The organism is Nocardia barduliensis, from assembly GCF_013315795.1.
GTDB classification, from domain to species: domain Bacteria; phylum Actinomycetota; class Actinomycetes; order Mycobacteriales; family Mycobacteriaceae; genus Nocardia; species Nocardia barduliensis.
The window spans coordinates 1-1,633 of sequence record NZ_JABLTE010000255.1 but is presented as its reverse complement, the minus strand read 5'-3'; the positions used below and the strand labels follow the sequence as shown (position 1 = coordinate 1,633).

Below are 1,633 nucleotides of genomic sequence, written 5' to 3'. Positions count from 1 at the left end.
GCCGTACGCACCGCATGACACCCCGCCGGGGCGGGCGGGGTGTGTCCGCCCGCCCCGGCGGGGTGTCATGCGGTGCGTACGGCGGTGGTGGCAGCGCGGGCGATGGCTTGGGCGGTGGCGGCGGGGTCGGTGATGGTGTGGACGGTGGCACCGGTGAGGGGTCTGACTCCGCGAGTGCTGGGGGCGAGCCACAGCACCGCGCACCCGCTGGCACGCAGCCGGTCGAGGCGCTGCTGGGCACGTCGGCGAGGTTCGGCGCTGAAGACGCCGTCGGAGATGACGACCAGCAGGCGGGTGTTCTCGCGGCGCGACAGCCCCAGCGCGCCGTCGAGCGCGTCGATGGCCTCATCGATGGCCTCGTAGTTGTCGCTGGATTTGAATTCGGTGACCTTGGCGGGTGCGGTGCCGGGGCGTGTGACGGGATGCACCTCGTTGCCGAAGGTGAGGGTGGCGGTGTCGGCGGGCATGGTAGCGAGGTGAGCAGCGTGGGCGATGATCCACGCGGCGGAGGCGACCGGCTTGGCGTAGGCGGTCATCGACCCGGAGATGTCGCAGGCGATCCCGACTCGCAGCGGGGGCACGGGCACGGTCTTACGCACGGTGCGGGTGAACATCTCGGCGGTGGGGATGGCACCGGCGGCGCGCTGGGCTTCGCGTGCCATCGCACCGCGCATCCGCACCCGCCCCGGCGGTATCACCGAACCGGTTTTGATCACGGCGCGTTCGCGGCGGCTGGCGGTGCTCAACGCGCGCGCCAGCACACGAGCGGCGGCCCGTTCCTCCGCGCGCGGCGCGCGAGGGGCGCGGCTGATGGGAGTCGAGCCCCGAGTGCCGAACACCTTGCGCGCGGTGGCCTCGGCCGCGAGTTCGGCCGCACGTTCGGCGGCAGCGGCAGCGGCAGCGACCTCAGCGGGGTCGAGCGGAACCGGCTCGGCGGCAATGGCCCTGGTCACGTTGGCGACCGCTTCGCTGATACCGGCAGCCAGTATCGAGGTCGGGTCGGGTTCGGCGTGCGGGTCAGGACCGACCAGCTCGAGCCAGCGCTGCCCGAGTTCGAGCATCCCCGCCGTGTCGTCGTCGGCAAGGGTATGCGCGTGCTGCCAGATCGCTTGGAGTTGGGCAAGTTTCGCAGCACCGAGGATGGCCTTGATCACGGCGGCAGCGGGCGCGGCCTCGGTCGGTTCGAGGATGCCGCCATCCACGCGGCCCAGGATCAACGCGGCCGAGTGCGCGGCAGCGTATTCGGTGGCGGGCACGGCTGCCATAGCGGCGGGACCGCCGGTGTCTCCGATGACGATCTCGGTGGCCGAGGCGCGTAGCCAGTGCCGGTCGGCGGGGCGGCGGCGGACCTGGGCGGCCTCGATACGGGACTCTTCCAGCAGCATCGCGGCCTCGACCACGGCCGGATTCGCGAGCGCGGGCGGCTCCCACACCGAGTGGCGCGCGTGGGCGCATTCGTGCACGAACGCACCCCACACCGCCGCGTAGCGGGCGCGGTCGCTGTTGCGGCCTGGGCGCGCGGTGTTCGGGTCGATCTTGAGGTGGGTGCCGTCGAGTTCTATGGCGGTGCGATGCGGCATGAACACCGCCGGGTGTCCGTGGGCCGCGCCCGGGGCGATCGTGACCACGAGGT

General features: G+C 72.5%; 1 protein-coding gene. It reads right to left on the bottom strand.

Annotated elements, in window-relative coordinates:
* Nucleotides 1-65: 65 nt before the first annotated feature.
* The coding region (locus HOV91_RS39040) for a vWA domain-containing protein (protein ID WP_174190181.1) at nucleotides 66-1,633 on the bottom strand (1,568 nt) is incomplete at its 5' end.